The organism is Rickettsia endosymbiont of Urophora cardui, from assembly GCF_964030725.1.
GTDB lineage: Bacteria > Pseudomonadota > Alphaproteobacteria > Rickettsiales > Rickettsiaceae > Rickettsia.
This window is the reverse complement of record NZ_CAXIPY010000006.1, coordinates 156,847-176,432: the sequence shown is the minus strand read 5'-3', so window position 1 is coordinate 176,432 and position 19,586 is coordinate 156,847. Positions and strand designations below refer to the sequence as shown.

Here is a 19,586-nt window from a genome sequence, read left to right as displayed (position 1 = left end):
AAAATTTGCTAATAATTATTGATGGTATTTGGAACTTAAACCCTATTTATACATTATGCTAATAATAGTGGCAACGTTAAATTATTGTTAATAGTAAATATTGACTAATTTGTGAAAATTTAGCATAATCTAAATAGGTCGTGTAGTTGCGTGATTTTTAAAAATTACGAGGAAAGTCCGGACTCTATAGAGGTATGGTGCCGGGTAACGCCCGGCGGAGTAATATTACTTTAGGGAAAGTGCCGCAGAAAATAAACCGCCATAATATATTTTATATTACGGTAAGGGTGAAAAGGTGTGGTAAGAGCACACCGGTAAGTTGGTAACAAGTTACGCATGGTAAACCCCACCAAGAGCAAAATCAAATAGGCGTTACAGAGCTTTTATAAGCTCCCGGGTATCTCTAACCGGTTTGTAATGCGGGTAGATTGCTTGAGGTAAACGATAACGTTTATCCTAGATAAATAACTACAACGAGCTATTTATAGTTCGTACGGAATCCGGCTTATAGACCTTATTCTGTCATCTTGTGGCTTGTCCACGGGATCCAGTTAAAAATTATGAATTAAAAGCTCAATTTATCTCGCTTTATGCTGGATCCCGTGGTCAAGCCACGGGATGACACTAAGAACATAAATATATATGTTAAACCCATAATGAAGAAATTATATCATTATCCTATCTGTCCCATCTCAAGACAAGCTCGTGTCTTTTTAAAAGAATTAGATATACAATTTACTACAATTAAAGAAGATTATTGGCAGTTTAATAAAGAATTTCTGAAAATAAACCCTGCCGGAACATTGCCTGTTTTAGAGGCACAATACGGCTTATCTGTAGTTGGTATTTATCCTTTGGTAGAATATCTTCATAGCAAATATCCAAATTTTAATTTTTTAGATGAGGATGTAGATGTTTGTTGTGAAATCAGGCGATTATTCTTTTGGTTTAATGATAAATTTTATCGTGAAGTTACTAAAATTATTATCGATGAAAAAGTTATAAGATCAATCGCTAAAATGAGCAGTCCAAGAACTGAATTTTTACGTGCTGCAAAAAATAACCTAAATTATCACCTAGAATATATGACTAGCTTACTTGAGAAAAGAAGTTATATAGTTTCAGACTCCCTAACTATTGCTGATATTGCAGCAGCTTGTCATTTATCCGTACTTGATTATTTTAGTGAAATTTATTGGGATAAATGGATTGTTATTAAACATTGGTATTCGCTAATTAAATCAAGAACCGCTTTTAGATTATTATTGCAAGATAGAATCCCAGGCTTTACTCCACCAAGCTATTATACAGATTTAGATTTCTAAAAGCTCATACCAGCTATAAAAATACAGTAAAGATATCAAGAAACTAACTAAACAACCCTCAGCTATAAGCTGAGGGGTTATAAAGTGGAATCGATTAGAAAGTCCGTCCGCCAAAACTCTACAAGCCTTATAGATAATATGGTTTTAAGACAAGAAGTAATACAACAATCCGTAAGAAAATGATAAAATATGGTCATAAACCTTATGGATTTCAGTCAATGCCAATAGACAACATTATCAAATCGCAAGAACAAGGGAAACTGTTTGGTTATAAATTAAAAGAAGAATTAAACCCAAATAATAAGCTATATAAATTAAGAGAATTAATAAATTGGTCTAGGCTCGAAGAGTGGTTATCAAAAAATGTTTGTATTAAGAAATTTGGTAGAAATAGAAAATGTCATAGAGTGATGCTTGGCATAACGATGCTACAAGCAATGTATAATTTTTCAGATTCATTATCAGAGGAAGAGCTAAAAGAGAATATGTATTGGCAGTATTTCTGCGGGTGGGAATATATAGAAAAAGACATAGCTATCTCGGAAACTAGTATACGACGGTTTCGTAGTGTATTAGGTGAAGCTGGATATAATGAGATATTATCGGAGTTGATCAGGGTTGGGATAAAAACTAACACAATTAAAAAAAAAGATTTGGAATTAATCATCGCTGATACGACTGTACAAATTAAGAATATCAAACACCCACACGATGTTTATTTAATGGATAAAGCTAGGCTTAGCATAGTAAAGCTTTGCAACAGTTTGGGTATACATTTGAATGAAACATACGCTAGAACCTATAAACGCGATATAGTAAAGCTATGGAAATATAAAGAACATAGTAAAGCCAAGAAGCGTTGGAAAATAATGAAGCATTTAAAAATATTACTGGGTCGTTTGATTAGAGTATGTGAGCGTGAGATCAAAAATAAGCAATTAAACTTGTCTCTCAAAAATCAAGAAGTATTGCAAAAAATAAAACAAATACATAACCAATCTGTTTTAAAAAGAGAAGCTAAAAAGCAATATAAAGAAGATAACAAAGTATTATATAGTTTTCATGCCCCTGAAGTAGAGTGTATAGGAAAGGGAAAACGCAACAAGCCATATGAGTTTGGCAATAAAGTAGCGGTAGTAGTAAGTGGTCGTAGAAATTTTGTTTTATCCGCAAAATCGTTTCATAATAATCCTTATGATGGTCATACATTGCATCAGAGCTTTGAAGCAGTAGAGAGTGTCACTGGAATCAAGATAAAGAAATCATTTGTTGATCTTGGGTATAGTGGTAGCAATGTAAAGGAGAAGAGTAAGGTATATACCCCAAAAACGCGGAAGAAGTTGTTACAAGAGGACAAGTCTATGATCAAGAGACGCAGTGCCATAGAACCAATAATAGGTCACTTAAAGCAATATGGTCGGATGGGTAGAAACTTCTTGAAAGGTATGATAGGAGATATTATCAATCCAATAATCTCTGCTATTGGTTTGAATTTACGATGCATTGCAAATCATTTACAAATCGTGTCTAACTCCACATAAATCAAAAATATCATCATGCAAAAACTAGATGAACGATAAAAAATCGTTAACAATAGCTCCATATCAAAATTAGACCAACACAGAAATGTATCAGTAAAAATTAACATAACTTATTAATTTTTATTGAAAATCTTAGCAATTTGTTGTCAAAACTCTATCCCATTACAAATGATCAGGATTTGAAGTGTTTTTGGCGGATAGACTAGAAATCGATCATCATTTACTGGCTCACCTTCTTGTTCATCAATATACTGCTGTATCATTTCGTCAGTAATAGATAGTGGACTAATGGTATGGACCTCCTGATATAGAGAATGAAAAGCAGTTGCTAATCTTCTAGGGTTAATATTTAACATATTAAAACAACAATTAAGGAGGTCCATATGGAGGTTACTACAATTGGTATAGATATTGCAAAAAGAATTTTTCAAATTCATGGTGTAGATAAAAATGGCAAGACAGTATTAAAGAAAAAATTGATGAGAGATCAGGTTTTGACATTTATGGCTAATTTACCACAATGTTTAGTAGGGATGGAAGCTTGTGGTGGTTCTAGTTATTGGGCAAGAGAAATAACTAAATTAGGGCATGAAGTAAAACTAATGGCACCGCAATTTGTCAAACCATATGTTAAAACTAATAAAAATGATCAAGCAGATGCTGAAGCGATATGTGAAGCCGTGACAAGACCTAATATGAGATTTGTTGCAATTAAAACTATAGAGCAACAAGAAATTTTATCAATACATAGGGTAAGAGAGAGATTGGTAAAAAATCGTACAGCACTTGCTAATGAAATTAGGGGGCTACTACATGAGTTTGGTTTTATTGTTCCTCAAGGCATTAATAAGGTTATCACAAAATTAATTGAGATTTTAGATGCAGGGAAATTAAGCCAGTTAAGTTATCAAACATTTAGTGAACTAAAAGAAGAATTCTTAGATAATAACAGAAAAATAAAAGAGATAGAAAAACGATTAACAATGATAGCAAGTAACCTAACTCAATATCAACGATTAAGAGCTATACCTGGTCTTGGTTTAATTACTGCTACTGCTTTAATAGCATCAATAGGTAATGCTACAAGTTTTGAGAATGGCAGGCAATTATCGGCATGGCTAGGATTAGTGCCAAGACAACATTCAAGTGGTGGGAAGGATAAGCTGCTGGGAATTAGCAAGCGAGGTGATGTATACTTACGCACTTTATTAATTCAAGGGGCTAGAGCTGTACTAAATGCCAAGATAAGATTTACATCGGAAGAACAGAAATCTAAAAAAGATTTTAGCCAATTTACGAAATGGATGTTTAATTTATCTGAGCGAAGTAGCCATAATAAAACGACAGTTGCCATAGCTAATAAGTTGGCAAGAGTGGTGTTTGCTGTACTAAGATCAGGAGATGATTATGTAGAGAGTAAAGTTTGTAGCTAAAGAGTGTGTAGCATAGCACTTATAAGTAAAATAAATGGTGATTTATATGGCTTTGTTGCATAAATAAGCTTTTGAATATACTGCCCCTAACCCCGCAATGCTAGCCTAGCCAACAGGCACAGAGATAGGTTTACCAATTTCAAACATTTTGTTTAATAAGTGGCATTTAATAGACATTTCTTTTGTCATATTTTGATCATGTCTTGATAGAAACTTACTACCAAAAGAAGTTTTAAATCGAAAGAACGTGTTCTCTACACGCTCCCTTCTACCATAATTATTCTTTACCCTCCATGCTTGGTATCCTTTGTTTTGTTGATATATAACAGCTGCATCTCTCTCAGTTTTATCCCTAAGCGATTGAACTTTTACTGAAGAGTTTGGGGGTCTAATAACTGGTTTTATCTTCTTCTTTCTCAACAATTGATATGTAGATTCACCGTCATACCCTCGATCTCCCAGAAAATCCTTGGCTCTGACATTAGCTATTAGTAGTCCAATCTGTGATCTATCATCTATAGTATGCTCTGTGGTACTATCGGCAAGTATCATACCTTGATCTTCTATAACGATATGTAGCTTTTTCCATATGCGACGCTTATATTGCTTACCATGCTTATTTTCTAGCCATTCGTTCCCTGTGTAGGCTTGTATCCCTGTACTATCCATTGAAATACAACTAAATTCTTTATCTTGATTTCCATGTAAATACCTAAGATCTAATGACTTCATACGCTTACTTAATGTTGTATAGTCTGGACATCTAATAGATAAACCCGATATTTCAAAGAGCCAGTTTATAAAGCCTTGGGTTTGGCGTAACTTAAGACCGAATAAGCATCTGATCTTCAAACACTGTAATATAGCGTGATCACTATAGCGTCTAGGTCTTCCTCGTTTCATTTCCTCTCTGTAATCAGCATACCAGCCAATCGCCAAATCACTGGCAATCATAAAATCTATGCGACCCCTATTGCGTAAAAAATTATTATATTCTGACCAATTCGTTATTTTATATTTAGAATACTTGCGTGATTTACTAAAAGGGGCTTTCTTCCGAGATCTCATATAATCTGGATTATTTTTTAATTCAGGACATCTTACCAGATTATCACCACTCTTGCTCTACAAATTTTATTTATGCAACAAAGCCACACGGTGCTTCCCAATCTATATATTTTGACACTTCCTTATAGATTTCGCTAGGACGAAAATCCTTACTCTTTAACCATCGACTTGCACTATCGTGAGATAGATCTACTGGACTCACTTCAGATAATGCCTTGCTAGTATATCTGACACTACTTGCTTGTAAAAATGATTTATATAAGTCCTTGCTACATTTTGTTCTTGTCATTTTTATCTAAAACTATTTTTCTCTAGATTAACATACTTTTTGCTAAGTGCGAAACTCCTGGTTATAAAGAAAATGGAGACTACAGCTCAAGACAACATCTGCAAAGTGGACGTGATGCTAGGTTTACTAATAAGGAGAATATAATTGAATTTTTAGCAAATAATCCTGATAGCCGAGCTACAGATATAAGAAATGCAGTAGCGCCCGAGCTGCCAATGAGCACATTTTATGACACGCTTCATAGAATGAAAATTACATATAAAAAAAGAGCCAAAATACAAAGGCAGGGATGAAGAAGCTAGAAAACAATTTGTGGAATATATTGATCAAATAGCATCTGATAAACTTGTGTATTGTGACGAAATGGGGGTAAGTAATAATATAACCATGTTGTACGGATGATCAGAAAGAGGAACAAGAGCTTACTCAGAGCAAGCAGGTTTTGCTACTGAGCGAGTAAATATAGTTGCTGGTTATAATAGGGCACCAAAGGGCTCTGTCTCATCAATTGTGTAAATTTCGTGAACCATTAAATTCTACCATCAAATTTGATCATAAAATGAGCCATAGCTTCATTCCAATTGGGGATAGGCATAGACCATTTTTTGGTAATATAATCAATTGTCAGATATAAAACCTTAAATACTGCGTCATCATTTGTAGAAGTTAAGATTTGATCTTACAGACACTATAAATTTTGCCCCTGATTGTCAGTTAAATTTTGACTGTCAGATACATATTCAAGATACAAGATTTCATTATTCTTTTCAACAGCTAATTTCTTACTATCCTTAAAAGTTTGCATAGGAGTTTTTCCATAACAATATTTACCAGAATGAGGTCTTTCATTATTGAAATACTCTAGCCAGATATCAAGATCTAATTGTAGGTCATCAAGATCTGTATAAATCTTTTTCCGCATAGCTGTATCAAAGAATTCTTGTTTCATGGTTTTATTAAAACGCTCACACATACCGTTTGTTTGAGGAGAATATGCTTTAGTAGTAGTATGCTCTATACCTTCGATACTTAGAAATAATTCAAAAGCATGATGCTCTATATTCCCCTTATATTCTGACCCACGATCTGTCAGAATACGAAGTATTGGTATCCCTTGAGTCTCATACCATGGTAACACTCGGTCATTAAGCATATCAGCAGCAGTTAAAGCTGTTTTATCAGTATATAGTTTAACATCAGCTACTCTGCTGTAGCTATCAATAAATACCTGAGAATAAACCTTACCTATACCCTTAAAGTTGCCTACATAATATGTATCTTGGCATCCTAGATACCCTGGATGCTGTGTCTCAATTTCTCCATGAGCTTCTTTTTCATTACGACGCTTCTCTAGCACTTGTAATTGTGCCTCAGTAAGCACAATACCATCTTGAGCCATTTTTGCTTCTAATGCTTTAAGTCTTTTACTGATGTTGTTTAAATCATTACGTAACCAAATTGATCTTACTCCCCCAGGTGATACAAGTACACCTGTCTTTTTAAGCTCATTTGATACTCTTAGCTGACCATATGCTGGATATTCTATTGCCATATCTAGTACTGCTTTCTCTACAGCAGGATCAACTCTATTCGCTATTATTGGCTTTCTTCGACTAATTTCATACAACGCTTCTTCGCCACCAGTTTCATACAGTTCTTTAAATCTGTAATAACTATCTCTACTATATCCCATCGCTTTACATGCTGATGATATACTACCAAGGCTCTTAGCTAATTCAAGTAAACCTAATTTTGGTTTTATTATTTTTTGATTTAAGTTCATTCTTTATCTCCATTTAATAATTAATTTATTTTACTAAATGTAAGATATAATCTCAACTATTACACATCATTTGGAAAGATGCGTTTATTCTTAGTAACTTTTCTCAATTGGCTATTCAGCGATTCTATCGCATTTGTAGTGTAAATAATCTTACGAATCTCCTTTGGATATTGCAAGAAAATTATCAAATTATCCCAATTATTATACCAAGATTTAGCTATATGCGGATATTGCTTACTCCATTTTTGATCAAATGACTCAAGAGCTAATTCTGCTTCTTTTTCAGTAGCAGAAGTATAGATTAGTTTCAAATCCGCTGCTAATTGCTTTCTATCTTTATATGATACATATTTGAGGCTATTCCTGATCTGATGGACAATACAAATTTGATGTTCAGTTTTCGGATATACTGATGCAATAGCATCAGACATACCAGTTAGATTATCACTACAAGCAATTAAGATATCTTTTACTCCTCGATTCTTCATTTCAGTAAAATTACCAAGCCAAAATTTAGCTCCTTCATTCTCACTTATCCATAAGCCTAAAATATCCAGGAGTTTCGCACTTAGCAAAGTTGCGAATCAGTTAAAAGCCATCTGATATTGTTTTGAATTGATGTTTTTATAACTTCCCAAGTGTGTTGATATAAAGTAATGTTTTCATTTATCCTCCTTTTATTCATATCAAGCCAGGCAAATACTGCAAGGCAAATATGATTTCTTTGAGCTCGGCCCGTGCGTGCCTGACAGCGTTCAATACCACAAGTTTGTTTTAATTCTCGATGATAAACCTCTATAGACCAACGTGCCTTAACAATTTTCTCTATTTGCTCACGTGTGGGATTTTCCAAGTTCGTTGTTATGTAATCAATGCGACCATTCTTTGCCACAAACTTAAATACCGTAACCCAACCGTATCCACGTAGGTGAATTTTTAGCCCCTCATCGGGTATCTCTAAACTTTCCAAGCTAACATTATGATTAACTTTTCTATTTTTCCTTAGGGTGGTAACCCATAGCCAGCCTAAATTACGTATATGTTTTAAATTCTCCAACCCGCTATACCAAGCATCCATGACTATGGCATCAGGATTGAGACCTCTTTCTTTAGCTAAAGTAAGCATATCACAAAAATGCTCATTCTTTGTTTTACCATCAGTGTCTTTATCATATATTCTATAATCTACGGGAGTAGATTGAGCAATTTTAGTATTGTAATGTAGTAAGTTTACCATTCCTATACCAGGTATAACATCATGTACAGCTCCAGAATATTGATAACGTACAAGCTCAATCTTCTGACTGTATTGCTTTGATAATAAGGTGTCATCCCCCACTAATAAACACGGTGCTTCCCAATCTATATCAGGAGTTTCGCACTTAGCAAAGTTGCGAATCAGTTAAAAGCCATCTGATATTGTTTTGAATTGATGTTTTTATAACTTCCCAAGTTTGTTGATATAAAGTAATGTTTTCATTTATCCTCCTTTTATTCATATCAAGCCAGGCAAATACTGCAAGGCAAATATGATTTCTTTGAGCTCGGCCCGTGCGTGCCTGACAGCGTTCAATACCACAAGTTTGTTTTAATTCTCGATGATAAACCTCTATAGACCAACGTGCCTTAACAATTTTCTCTATTTGCTCACGTGTGGGATTTTCCAAGTTCGTTGTTATGTAATCAATGCGACCATTCTTTGCCACAAACTTAAATACCGTAACCCAACCGTATCCACGTAGGTGAATTTTTAGCCCCTCATCGGGTATCTCTAAACTTTCCAAGCTAACATTATGATTAACTTTTCTATTTTTCCTTAGGGTGGTAACCCATAGCCAGCCTAAATTACGTATATGTTTTAAATTCTCCAACCCGCTATACCAAGCATCCATGACTATGGCATCAGGATTGAGACCTCTTTCTTTAGCTAAAGTAAGCATATCACAAAAATGCTCATTCTTTGTTTTACCATCAGTGTCTTTATCATATATTCTATAATCTACGGGAGTAGATTGAGCAATTTTAGTATTGTAATGTAGTAAGTTTACCATTCCTATACCAGGTATAACATCATGTACAGCTCCAGAATATTGATAACGTACAAGCTCAATCTTCTGACTGTATTGCTTTGATAATAAGGTGTCATCCCCCACTAATAAACACGGTGCTTCCCAATCTATATATTTTGACACTTCCTTATAGATTTCGCTAGGACGAAAATCCTTACTCTTTAACCATCGACTTGCACTATCGTGAGATAGATCTACTGGACTCACTTCAGATAATGCCTTGCTAGTATATCTGACACTACTTGCTTGTAAAAATGATTTATATAAGTCCTTGCTACATTTTGTTCTTGTCATTTTTATCTAAAACTATTTTTCTCTAGATTAACATACTTTTTGCTAAGTGCGAAACTCCTGCTAAATTCTTTATCTTGATTTCCATGTAAATACCTAAGATCTAATGACTTCATACGCTTACTTAATGTTGTATAGTCTGGACATCTAATAGATAAACCCGATATTTCAAAGAGCCAGTTTATAAAGCCTTGGGTTTGGCGTAACTTAAGACCGAATAAGCATCTGATCTTCAAACACTGTAATATAGCGTGATCACTATAGCGTCTAGGTCTTCCTCGTTTCATTTCCTCTCTGTAATCAGCATACCAGCCAATCGCCAAATCACTGGCAATCATAAAATCTATGCGACCCCTATTGCGTAAAAAATTATTATATTCTGACCAATTCGTTATTTTATATTTAGAATACTTGCGTGATTTACTAAAAGGGGCTTGCTTCCGAGATCTCATATAATCTGGATTATTTTTTAATTCAGGACATCTTACCAGATTATCACCACTCTTGCTCTACAAATTTTATTTATGCAACAAAGCCTTTCTTCATGGGGATACTCTTGTTTTTTTGCTAAAAATTATATAGAGTATCTTCTATCCCTTGTAAATACTTACTTCCAAACCTAGATTAATCCAGAATTCAGGTTAGTAAGTCATTATTAATAGCTCACTTATTAACTTAATACTCCACCTCGATTAATATACTGCTCTATCTCTTTTGTAATATGGACCTCTATTTCTGCACTATTCTCTAAAGTCATTTCTTCTTCACTTTCGTTTATGGCTTTGTTGCATAAATAAAATTTGTAGAGCAAGAGTGGTGATAATCTGGTAAGATGTCCTGAATTAAAAAATAATCCAGATTATATGAGATCTCGGAAGAAAGCCCCTTTTAGTAAATCACGCAAGTATTCTAAATATAAAATAACGAATTGGTCAGAATATAATAATTTTTTACGCAATAGGGGTCGCATAGATTTTATGATTGCCAGTGATTTGGCGATTGGCTGGTATGCTGATTACAGAGAGGAAATGAAACGAGGAAGACCTAGACGCTATAGTGATCACGCTATATTACAGTGTTTGAAGATCAGATGCTTATTCGGTCTTAAGTTACGCCAAACCCAAGGCTTTATAAACTGGCTCTTTGAAATATCGGGTTTATCTATTAGATGTCCAGACTATACAACATTAAGTAAGCGTATGAAGTCATTAGATCTTAGGTATTTACATGGAAATCAAGATAAAGAATTTAGTTGTATTTCAATGGATAGTACAGGGATACAAGCCTACACAGGGAACGAATGGCTAGAAAATAAGCATGGTAAGCAATATAAGCGTCGCATATGGAAAAAGCTACATATCGTTATAGAAGATCAAGGTATGATACTTGCCGATAGTACCACAGAGCATACTATAGATGATAGATCACAGATTGGACTACTAATAGCTAATGTCAGAGCCAAGGATTTTCTGGGAGATCGAGGGTATGACGGTGAATCTACATATCAATTGTTGAGAAAGAAGAAGATAAAACCAGTTATTAGACCCCCAAACTCTTCAGTAAAAGTTCAATCGCTTAGGGATAAAACTGAGAGAGATGCAGCTGTTATATATCAACAAAACAAAGGATACCAAGCATGGAGGGTAAAGAATAATTATGGTAGAAGGGAGCGTGTAGAGAACACGTTCTTTCGATTTAAAACTTCTTTTGGTAGTAAGTTTCTATCAAGACATGATCAAAATATGACAAAAGAAATGTCTATTAAATGCCACTTATTAAACAAAATGTTTGAAATTGGTAAACCTATCTCTGTGCCTGTTGGCTAGGCTAGCATTGCGGGGTTAGGGGCAGTATATTCAAAAGCTTATTTATGCAACAAAGCCGCACCGTGTTTATTAGTGGGGGATGACACCTTATTATCAAAGCAATACAGTCAGAAGATTGAGCTTGTACGTTATCAATATTCTGGAGCTGTACATGATGTTATACCTGGTATAGGAATGGTAAACTTACTACATTACAATACTAAAATTGCTCAATCTACTCCCGTAGATTATAGAATATATGATAAAGACACTGATGGTAAAACAAAGAATGAGCATTTTTGTGATATGCTTACTTTAGCTAAAGAAAGAGGTCTCAATCCTGATGCCATAGTCATGGATGCTTGGTATAGCGGGTTGGAGAATTTAAAACATATACGTAATTTAGGCTGGCTATGGGTTACCACCCTAAGGAAAAATAGAAAAGTTAATCATAATGTTAGCTTGGAAAGTTTAGAGATACCCGATGAGGGGCTAAAAATTCACCTACGTGGATACGGTTGGGTTACGGTATTTAAGTTTGTGGCAAAGAATGGTCGCATTGATTACATAACAACGAACTTGGAAAATCCCACACGTGAGCAAATAGAGAAAATTGTTAAGGCACGTTGGTCTATAGAGGTTTATCATCGAGAATTAAAACAAACTTGTGGTATTGAACGCTGTCAGGCACGCACGGGCCGAGCTCAAAGAAATCATATTTGCCTTGCAGTATTTGCCTGGCTTGATATGAATAAAAGGAGGATAAATGAAAACATTACTTTATATCAACAAACTTGGGAAGTTATAAAAACATCAATTCAAAACAATATCAGATGGCTTTTAACTGATTCGCAACTTTGCTAAGTGCGAAACTCCTGATAACGTCTAATCCAATTTGATATCGTATGACGCTCTATACCTAATAAGTCTATCCGCCAAAAACACTTCAAATCCTGATCATTTGTAATGGGATAGAGTTTTGACAACAAATTGCTAAGATTTTCAATAAAAATTAATAAGTTATGTTAATTTTTACTGATACATTTCTGTGTTGGTCTAATTTTGATATGGAGCTATTGTTAACGATTTTTTATCGTTCATCTAGTTTTTGCATGATGATATTTTTGATTTATGTGGAGTTAGACACGATTTGTAAATGATTTGCAATGCATCGTAAATTCAAACCAATAGCAGAGATTATTGGATTGATAATATCTCCTATCATACCTTTCAAGAAGTTTCTACCCATCCGACCATATTGCTTTAAGTGACCTATTATTGGTTCTATGGCACTGCGTCTCTTGATCATAGACTTGTCCTCTTGTAACAACTTCTTCCGCGTTTTTGGGGTATATACCTTACTCTTCTCCTTTACATTGCTACCACTATACCCAAGATCAACAAATGATTTCTTTATCTTGATTCCAGTGACACTCTCTACTGCTTCAAAGCTCTGATGCAATGTATGACCATCATAAGGATTATTATGAAACGATTTTGCGGATAAAACAAAATTTCTACGACCACTTACTACTACCGCTACTTTATTGCCAAACTCATATGGCTTGTTGCGTTTTCCCTTTCCTATACACTCTACTTCAGGGGCATGAAAACTATATAATACTTTGTTATCTTCTTTATATTGCTTTTTAGCTTCTCTTTTTAAAACAGATTGGTCATGTATTTGTTTTATTTTTTGCAATACTTCTTGATTTTTGAGAGACAAGTTTAATTGCTTATTTTTGATCTCACGCTCACATACTCTAATCAAACGACCCAGTAATATTTTTAAATGCTTCATTATTTTCCAACGCTTCTTGGCTTTACTATGTTCTTTATATTTCCATAGCTTTACTATATCGCGTTTATAGGTTCTAGCGTATGTTTCATTCAAATGTATACCCAAACTGTTGCAAAGCTTTACTATGCTAAGCCTAGCTTTATCCATTAAATAAACATCGTGTGGGTGTTTGATATTCTTAATTTGTACAGTCGTATCAGCGATGATTAATTCCAAATCTTTTTTTTTAATTGTGTTAGTTTTTATCCCAACCCTGATCAACTCCGATAATATCTCATTATATCCAGCTTCACCTAATACACTACGAAACCGTCGTATACTAGTTTCCGAGATAGCTATGTCTTTTTCTATATATTCCCACCCGCAGAAATACTGCCAATACATATTCTCTTTTAGCTCTTCCTCTGATAATGAATCTGAAAAATTATACATTGCTTGTAGCATCGTTATGCCAAGCATCACTCTATGACATTTTCTATTTCTACCAAATTTCTTAATACAAACATTTTTTGATAACCACTCTTCGAGCCTAGACCAATTTATTAATTCTCTTAATTTATATAGCTTATTATTTGGGTTTAATTCTTCTTTTAATTTATAACCAAACAGTTTCCCTTGTTCTTGCGATTTGATAATGTTGTCTATTGGCATTGACTGAAATCCATAAGGTTTATGACCATATTTTATCATTTTCTTACGGATTGTTGTATTACTTCTTGTCTTAAAACCATATTATCTATAAGGCTTGTAGAGTTTTGGCGGACGGACTAATAAGTCTGATATTGCTTTTATTCTATATTTAGAGGTTTTGTGAAGACTGATTACCCTATCTCTTAAATCCTGACTGTATGCTTTCATCTCTACCGTAGTTGGAAAGTTCTATAATTAATTAAGCCAGATATAATCAATTTTTAATCTCTCAGGGTTTAATTCCCCGAAGCTCTGCTTCGTGATATCATAAGAAACAACTAAAACTTTTTTAGATACCTCGTAGCTCTGCTGCGAGGAGCATCATTAACCAAATGTAATTTTAGACCAAAAAACCAACTTTTTGTTGTTTTACCCAAAGCAGCAATACCGGCAAAGACTTTATTACGAGAGATTCTTTTTCGATGACAAACCTCTAAAGATGTGGCGTCAATATAAGAAACTCCCGTAGATTGAGCTGCCTGCATATACCATTCAAGTAATAAAACTAAATAACTCAGAACTCTTGGTTTTAGAGCTATAAAACGAGTATATGATGGAAGAGTTACAAAGTCTGATTTATATAATTGTAGATAGGACATATAAAAATATTTAAAGTTTTTACAAGGTGATTGATGGTATAAAAGCACTATTGTTAACAGCTCAGAATAGCTTATTTCAGGCTTTCTTGTAGGGTTTTTATTAATTAATGGTAGAAATGATTTATTAATCCACTGCTCGCTAATTTTACAAAAATCATCGACAAAACAAAATAATGCAGTAATATCTTTCTTCATGGGGATATTCTTGTTTTTTTGCTATAGCTAACGCGAAAAGGTTTTTACCATAGTTTTTGTATTTACTCACATATTCACCAGATCTAAATCCTATTAAACATTGCTGGACTAACTTTAAAAACTGTTTACATAAAATTATTGATCAATGCCTAAGTTTTTCCTAATATGTGGTAGAAACATTTCCGTGTTAGCTATATCAGATGGCTTTTAACTGATTCGCAACTTTGCTAAGTGCGAAACTCCTGATTATGTCTTGATGTCGACGGAACAATATTTTTCAAGAGTTTGCATAATTCTGAAGTTTTGACAAAAAATTTTTAAATGATGCTCCTCGCAGCAGAGCTACGAGGTATCTAAAAAAGTTTTAGTTGTTTCTTATGATATAGCTAACGCGACTAGAATTATTCCTTAGAATAATGTAAGATAATGATTTTAACTACGGTAGAGATGAAAGCATACAGTCAGGATTTAAGAGATAGGGTAATCAGTCTTCACAAAACCTCTAAATATAGAATAAAAGCAATATCAGACTTATTAGGTATAGAGCGTCATACGATATCAAATTGGATTAGACGTTATAAAGAAAATGGAGACTACAGCTCAAGACAACATCTGCAAAGTGGACGTGATGCTAGGTTTACTAATAAGGAGAATATAATTGAATTTTTAGCAAATAATCCTGATAGCCGAGCTATAGATATAAGAGATGCAGTAGCGCCCGAGCTGCCAATGAGCACATTTTATGACACGCTTCATAGAATGAAAATTACATATAAAAAAAGAGCCAAAATACAAAGGCAGGGATGAAGAAGCTAGAAAACAATTTGTGGAATATATTGATCAAATAGCATCTGATAAACTTGTGTATTGTGACGAAATGGGGGTAAGTAATAATATAACCATGTTGTACGGATGGTCAGAAAGAGGAACAAGAGCTTACTCAGAGCAAGCAGGTTTTGCTACTGAGCGAGTAAATATAGTTGCTGGTTATAATAAGGGCACCAAAGAATTAATTGCTCCGTTAGAGCATTCCGGTTATATTGATAAGCAATTATTTAATCAGTGGGTAGGTGAGCTATTATGCCCATCACTAAAACCTGGACAATGTGTAATAATGGATAATGCGAGTATTCATAAGTCACCGTTGGTAAAGGAATTAATAGAAAAAGCGGGTTGTACTCTTATTTATCTACCGGTCTATTCTCCAGATTTAAATTCTATTGAACACTGTTGGGCTAATTTTAAAAATTACTTGAGAAAAATTATTAAAAACTTTAAAGATTTTCGTGATGCAATAACGGCAGCAATGGTAAAAACCTTCCCGTGTTAGCTATAAAAATTATATAGAGTATCTTCTATCCCTTGTAAATACTTACTTCCAAACCTAGATTAATCCAGAATTCAGGTTTTTAATAAAAATTTTTTGTCAAAACTTCAGCTTGTATAATCATACACACTAAAACCCTTTTGTATTTGAGCGTATTTATATCATAACTTATAAGTTTGGCTATCTTTTGGTCAAAACTTCAGAATAACGAATTAGCGGTAAAATTGGCTTTAGAGAGTGGTGCTAGGTTGTCAGTACAAACTCATAAATTTATAGGCATAGAGTAATTACAAATATATCTTGAATTTTAGATTAATTAGTACTATCATAACCTCTTTATAAAGTTTAAAGTGTTGAAATAATGAGTGAAATATTAGAACTTGAAGCAAAGTCTCGCAATGAATTTGGTACAGGTGCAGCAAGAGCCTTAAGAAGAGAAGGGCGTGTTCCTGCTATTATTTATGGTGCACAGAAAACCCCAGTTAGTATTTCTTTAGAAGAAAAAGAAATAACCAAACACTATAGAAAGCCGGCTTTTATATCTCAGTTAATTAATTTAACAATTGATGGTAAGCAATATAAAGTGCTGCCGAAAGCTGTAGAATTACATCCTGTTACAGATATAGTACGCCACGTTGATTTTGTTTTTTTAGAAGATAAAACCCAAAAAATGGAAGTTCCTGTAGTATATGAAGGGAGAGAAAGAGCATTAGGTGTTAAAAGAGGCGGATATTTCAATATAGTAAAAAGAAGAGTTACTTTATTATGTGATGTTAATAATATCCCAAGAAACGTAACTATTGACGTTACTAATATGCCGATTGCTACTTCATTAAAATCTTCAAAAGTAAAATTACCAGAAGGTTGTAGCTTTACTACAAAAAAAGAATTTGTGCTTGCAACTATAATAGGACGTAGAGGTGCAAAAACCGAAGCAGAGGGCGAACAAACGGCTGAAGCAGCGAAGTAATTTGTCATACCGTGTTCCTATATCATTTCTGCGTAGGCTTGTTGTGTGGATAAAAAAGCACCTTCGGTGTCATACGGCTTGTCCACGGTATCCAGTTAAAAATACGTAGTATTTTTTTTTGAGAACTTTAGTTAGCAAATCGCTTTTATTGCATAGCTCTTAATTTCATCCTTGTGAAGTGTTATTGTGTGGATCAAGTCGTCTGAGCTACGCGAATGAAATGAGCGTGGCAATCCAGAAAAAATAATAAAAAATGCTATAAGTTAGCATTTTTTATACTTCCTTGCTTCGTCGATTACTTCGTAATTTCCTTAGCTCAGAAGGAAAAACTGATCCACGCGGGGCAAGCCTTAAGCGGAAATAACCACATAGGAGTAAGATTCGCACAAGAACAAAATACGCACCTCCTCATTCTATTTCAAATCATATATATCTTTAAAATTTTTCAAAATGATGCTCCTCGCAGCAGAGTTACGAGGTATCTAAAAAAGTTTTAGTTGTTTCTTATGATATCACGAAGCAGAGCTTCGGGGAATTAAACCCTGAGAGATTAAACGAGTATAATATTATGATGCTTATTATTGGTCTTGGTAATCCAGGTAAAGAGTATGAGCATACAAGGCATAATATTGGCTTTATTGCTTTAGAAAATATAGCAAAACAATATGATGCATCATTTAGTGTAAAGAAAAAATTTCATTGTGAAATTGCTGAAAGTACTAATAACGGGCAAAAGCTAATATTCATAAAACCTACTACTTACATGAATTTATCCGGTAAGTCGGTAATAGCAGTAAAAACATATTATAATATTCCTCTTGAAAAAATCTTTGTTATTCATGATGATATTGATTTAGAATTAGGTAAAATAAAGTTTAAAACTGGTGGTGGAAATGGTGGACATAACGGTTTAAAATCCGTTGATGGAATTATAGGAAATAATTATCACCGTATTAGAATTGGTGTTGGTAGACCGCAAAATAGTCAGGATGTAGCTGATTATGTGCTAAATAACTTTCCTAAATCTGAATATACTATAGCAGAACAAGCTATAAATAAAGTAATTGATAACTTTGATTTGATATTAGAGAATAAACTAGAAGAGTTTAAGAGTAAGATGGTTTAAGTATTTTGACTGTCATTGTGAGGAGAGGCAACGCATCGATGCAGCAATCTCATAAAATAGTGTTCGGTGTCATCCCGTGGCAGCGTTGTTGCATGGATCGATTTTCCAGTTGTCACCCCCCCCCCGCGACTTGATCGCGGGATCCAGTTAAAAATACTAATAAAATTAGTATTTTTTATTATTTTTGGGATCTAGTTCCCAAGCCACGGTATGACACCGAGGATGCTTTTCGATCCACGCAACAATGCCGCCACGGGATGACAATGTGAAGTTAAAAATATCCAATTAGCTAAAAATGAATAAAAAGATAAATTATGACCCAAGATTTTGAAATTATATATGCCGAAGAAATGGATAAACTGAAGTTTTGACAAAAATTCTAATTTTTCTGACTAAAGTAAAAATTTATATTTAAAGTTAAATATTTAGTGCTTTTATCAGCTTAAAAGCGATATTTCTACAATTTAAAGTAAATTATTTGATATATAATACAAATTATAGATTGATACACTCGCCACTTTTTTTAATCTCTCAGGGTTTAATTCCCCGAAGCTCTGCTTCGTGATATACTACTTGAATGGAAGAAAGCAGTTATATAGCTAACGCGGAAAGGTTTTTACCATAGTTTTTGTATTTACTCACATATTCACCAGATCTAAATCCTATTAAACATTGCTGGACTAACTTTAAAAACTGTTTACGTAAAATTATTGATCAATGCCTAAGTTTTTCCTAATCTGTGGTAGAAACATTTCCGTGTTAGCTATATACATAAGAGTCATAATGTCACAGTACTAATATATCATTTAGTAACGCCGGCAAAGTATAGAAGAGTAATATTCAATCAAGAACTAGATGATTATTTGTGTAAAATTTGTGAGCACATAGAAGATCGTTATGAAATTAGATTTTTAGAAATAGGAGTAGATAAAGATCACGTACATTTTTTATTACAGTCAATACCAATGTATAGCCCAACAAAAATAACTCAAATCATAAAAAGTATTACTTCTAAGAAAATGTTTGAGAAATATCCAAATCTTAAAGAAACATTATGGGGAAGTGAGTTTTGGAGTAAAGGATATTTTATGAGCACAGTAGGTAAACATGGTGATGAGCAGAAATTACGTAGTCTATCCGCCAAAAACACTTCAAATCCTGATCATTTGTAATGGGATAGAGTTTTGACAACAAATTGCTAAGATTTTCAATAAAAATTAATAAGTTATGTTAATTTTTACTGATACATTTCTGTGTTGGTCTAATTTTGATAT

The 19,586-nt window shown here is 33.8% G+C and carries 13 protein-coding genes, 1 other RNA gene and 8 pseudogenes; 12 read left to right on the top strand and 10 right to left on the bottom strand.

The genetic code is table 11. From position 1 onward, the window contains the following. The first annotated feature begins 130 nt into the window (after window positions 1–130). The 4 genes from rnpB (at window position 131) to AAHI98_RS08480 (ending at window position 4,299) form a co-directional block, all read left to right on the top strand. Window positions 131–524, top strand: an RNA gene (gene rnpB, locus AAHI98_RS08495) — RNase P RNA component class A. A gap of 132 nt (window positions 525–656) precedes the next feature. Beyond that, entirely contained in the window at window positions 657–1,325 is a 669-nt protein-coding gene (locus AAHI98_RS08490; protein WP_342225632.1) for a glutathione S-transferase family protein, read from the top strand. Window positions 1,326–1,504: 179 nt separating this feature from the next. Then, a complete protein-coding gene (locus AAHI98_RS08485) occupies window positions 1,505–2,866 on the top strand; it encodes an IS5 family transposase (RefSeq protein ID WP_342224717.1) in 1,362 nt (453 codons plus the stop codon). A 383-nt stretch (window positions 2,867–3,249) separates the two neighbouring features. Further along, window positions 3,250–4,299, top strand: coding sequence for an IS110 family RNA-guided transposase (locus AAHI98_RS08480; RefSeq protein WP_342224642.1), 1,050 nt, complete (start codon window positions 3,250–3,252; stop codon window positions 4,297–4,299). A gap of 105 nt (window positions 4,300–4,404) precedes the next feature. Here AAHI98_RS08480 and AAHI98_RS08475 read toward each other — a convergent pair whose 3' ends face one another. The 8 genes and pseudogenes from AAHI98_RS08475 to AAHI98_RS08445 all read right to left on the bottom strand — a co-directional run bounded on the left by AAHI98_RS08475 (window position 4,405) and on the right by AAHI98_RS08445 (window position 10,251). Continuing rightward, a complete protein-coding gene (locus tag AAHI98_RS08475) occupies window positions 4,405–5,367 on the bottom strand; it encodes an IS5 family transposase (protein WP_342224734.1) in 963 nt (320 codons plus the stop codon). A gap of 85 nt (window positions 5,368–5,452) precedes the next feature. Further along, window positions 5,453–5,656: pseudogene (locus tag AAHI98_RS08470) on the bottom strand (IS701 family transposase); the annotation flags it as partial. Between the two features lie 529 nt (window positions 5,657–6,185). Next, a pseudogene (locus AAHI98_RS18615) lies at window positions 6,186–6,314 on the bottom strand (IS256 family transposase); the annotation flags it as partial. Window positions 6,315–6,344: 30 nt separating this feature from the next. Next, entirely contained in the window at window positions 6,345–7,439 is a 1,095-nt protein-coding gene (locus AAHI98_RS08465; RefSeq protein WP_342225135.1) for an IS481 family transposase, read from the bottom strand. Between the two features lie 65 nt (window positions 7,440–7,504). Next, window positions 7,505–7,993, bottom strand: a pseudogene (locus AAHI98_RS08460) (IS256 family transposase); the annotation flags it as partial. Between the two features lie 14 nt (window positions 7,994–8,007). Next, window positions 8,008–8,805, bottom strand: a pseudogene (locus AAHI98_RS08455) (IS701 family transposase); the annotation flags it as partial. Between the two features lie 16 nt (window positions 8,806–8,821). Continuing rightward, a complete protein-coding gene (locus AAHI98_RS08450; RefSeq protein ID WP_342224659.1) occupies window positions 8,822–9,802 on the bottom strand; it encodes an IS701 family transposase in 981 nt (326 codons plus the stop codon). A 2-nt stretch (window positions 9,803–9,804) separates the two neighbouring features. After that, window positions 9,805–10,251, bottom strand: a complete 447-nt coding sequence (locus AAHI98_RS08445) for a transposase (RefSeq protein ID WP_342225630.1) — start codon at window positions 10,249–10,251, stop codon at window positions 9,805–9,807. Window positions 10,252–10,662: 411 nt separating this feature from the next. Here AAHI98_RS08445 and AAHI98_RS08440 point away from each other — a divergent pair, with 411 nt between their 5' ends. Beyond that, window positions 10,663–11,625, top strand: coding sequence for an IS5 family transposase (locus AAHI98_RS08440; RefSeq protein WP_342224734.1), 963 nt, complete (start codon window positions 10,663–10,665; stop codon window positions 11,623–11,625). Between the two features lie 57 nt (window positions 11,626–11,682). Beyond that, window positions 11,683–12,468, top strand: a pseudogene (locus AAHI98_RS08435) (IS701 family transposase); the annotation flags it as partial. Between the two features lie 265 nt (window positions 12,469–12,733). On the opposite strand, the gene AAHI98_RS08430 reads toward AAHI98_RS08435, so the two are convergent. Together AAHI98_RS08430 and AAHI98_RS08425 are read right to left on the bottom strand one after the other, a co-directional pair. Next, window positions 12,734–14,095 (bottom strand): IS5 family transposase, encoded by a 1,362-nt coding sequence (locus AAHI98_RS08430; protein ID WP_342225629.1) that lies wholly within the window; start codon window positions 14,093–14,095, stop codon window positions 12,734–12,736. 326 nt (window positions 14,096–14,421) lie between these two features. Then, window positions 14,422–14,889, bottom strand: a pseudogene (locus AAHI98_RS08425) (transposase); the annotation flags it as partial. 426 nt (window positions 14,890–15,315) lie between these two features. On the opposite strand from AAHI98_RS08425, the gene AAHI98_RS08420 reads away from it, so the two are divergent. From AAHI98_RS08420 to tnpA, 6 genes and pseudogenes are all read left to right on the top strand, one after another. Then, window positions 15,316–15,696, top strand: coding sequence for an IS630 transposase-related protein (locus AAHI98_RS08420; RefSeq protein ID WP_342224696.1), 381 nt, complete (start codon window positions 15,316–15,318; stop codon window positions 15,694–15,696). 19 nt (window positions 15,697–15,715) lie between these two features. Further along, entirely contained in the window at window positions 15,716–16,219 is a 504-nt protein-coding gene (locus tag AAHI98_RS08415) for an IS630 family transposase (protein WP_342224695.1), read from the top strand. A 197-nt stretch (window positions 16,220–16,416) separates the two neighbouring features. After that, a pseudogene (locus AAHI98_RS08410) lies at window positions 16,417–16,503 on the top strand (7-carboxy-7-deazaguanine synthase QueE); the annotation flags it as partial. Between the two features lie 74 nt (window positions 16,504–16,577). Further along, window positions 16,578–17,186: a 50S ribosomal protein L25/general stress protein Ctc gene (locus AAHI98_RS08405; protein WP_342225628.1), complete on the top strand. Its 609-nt coding sequence runs from the start codon at window positions 16,578–16,580 to the stop codon at window positions 17,184–17,186. A 568-nt stretch (window positions 17,187–17,754) separates the two neighbouring features. Beyond that, on the top strand, window positions 17,755–18,312 hold the full coding sequence (pth, locus tag AAHI98_RS08400) for an aminoacyl-tRNA hydrolase (protein WP_342225627.1): 558 nt from the start codon (window positions 17,755–17,757) through the stop codon (window positions 18,310–18,312). Between the two features lie 767 nt (window positions 18,313–19,079). Further along, window positions 19,080–19,439, top strand: a pseudogene (gene tnpA / locus AAHI98_RS08395) (IS200/IS605 family transposase); the annotation flags it as partial. Between the last annotated feature and the right edge of the window lie 147 nt (window positions 19,440–19,586).